The sequence below is a fragment of the Ruegeria sp. CDSB113 genome (genome assembly GCF_059611045.1).
Genome location: NZ_JBXWOU010000037.1, coordinates 1 through 1,419, shown reverse-complemented (window position 1 = coordinate 1,419; position 1,419 = coordinate 1). Strand labels below are relative to the sequence as shown.

At 55.8% G+C, this 1,419-nt stretch carries 1 protein-coding gene; it reads right to left on the bottom strand.

The genetic code is table 11. The annotated features are described in order from the left end of the window. Positions 1–24 precede the first annotated feature (24 nt). A complete protein-coding gene (locus AC2FIS_RS23150; RefSeq protein ID WP_496775615.1) occupies positions 25–1,353 on the bottom strand; it encodes an ISKra4 family transposase in 1,329 nt (442 codons plus the stop codon). Positions 1,354–1,419: the final 66 nt, after the last annotated feature.

Here is a 1,419-nt window from a genome sequence, read left to right as displayed (position 1 = left end):
GGGAGTGGGCAAAAGCTGGGGGTGTTATGCGGCGATCTTTTGATTGGAGACCGACAGGCGGCCGTCGAGTACAGCGGCTCGGGTGACGGCTACGTTGTGGGCTCCGCGTGGCGACCATCTCATGCGACGACGTTTGCCCATGCGCGCATTTCCGATGTCATCGACACAACCTTCGGCGCGGGAGGTTGAGATCGGCAAACCCCGGCGATATCGCTTACCGTAGTTGACCAACGAGCCCATGTTGTTGGTGAGATAGCTGTGGAGATCATGGCATCGCGCCAGCGCCTTCTGGGCTTGATCTCGAACCACGGGTTCGTATTTGGCAAGCCTTGCGCAATCAACTATCAACCATTGAAGATTTGTGCCGGCTACCTGAATCTTGCCATGCCAAAGATACCATCTCAGAGTCTCGGCCGTTTTCGTGAAGATCGCAGCTGTTCCCGGGAAATCTTCCCTCTGCGCGAGGCCCTTGATTGCGTTCTCAACATGCTGAATGCGCACCGAGATGTGCCACCAGTCCAGGATGTGTCGTACCTTTCCTTTGGTTGCCCTGCGAAGAAGGTTTGGGAGCGCGGCCTCCCCGTCTGAAATCACGGTGATGGGGCGCCGGTCGTCCCACCCGAGAGCATCTAAATCGCGACGAAGCTGGGAAGAAGGCGAGCTCGCAGCTTGTGGGGCAAGACCAAAGCGTCGGCACATATCGTGGGTCTCGATCTTGCCTACTACAACGTCGAGATTGCGTTTTTGATATTCCGGCCTGCATCGAATGTGAGCTCCGTCGATGAAAACGGTCAGAGGATGTGAAGAGAGGGTTTCGCATACAGGAGGTTCTGCGTCGGTGATGTCTTTCGCAAGTCTGCCGAGACGGTTCCGCACAGTAGTGTTGTATTGCTTTGCACAGGGCAGAAAGGTCTCCAAGATCCGGGCTGCTTCCCGAAACGAATGGCGCGCGCCCAACTCTGCCTGAAGCCTCTTCAATTCAGGCGTCGCCCGATCACGGAGAACCTCTGCAAATGGCGAGAGCAAGTTGCTTTCACCAGCACGACATGCACATTTGCGACGCCGAAGAATCTTCAACCGAAACCGTCCAAAAAGCGTGTCGAGAACACGGGTCCGGTAATCGTGAACTGGTCTGGTGCGGCCACAGCAGGGACAGATACGGCTTGCTGCAGAAATTTCTTCGATCTGGTGTCGTAGAATTGACCCCTGGAGTTGCGTCAGAAGTGCCTTACCTTGCTCGAGCTTGAGCCCTAACCCGCTATGATACTGGTCGGTCAGACTGAGACGGCGAAGCTCTTCCGTCCGCTTCTCTCCCGTCTCAGCAGTGGTTTCCACGATAATCCGAACTTCCATATCAGCCCCCAATGGTCAAAAAACTCCTGTAGCTTACCCGAACACCCCCAACTTTTGCCCACTCCC

Bases quoted from the DNA above. Each gene is read 5' to 3' on its own strand.
- AC2FIS_RS23150 (WP_496775615.1), bottom strand. From the start codon at position 1,353: ATGGAAGTTCGGATTATCGTGGAAACCACTGCTGAGACGGGAGAGAAG.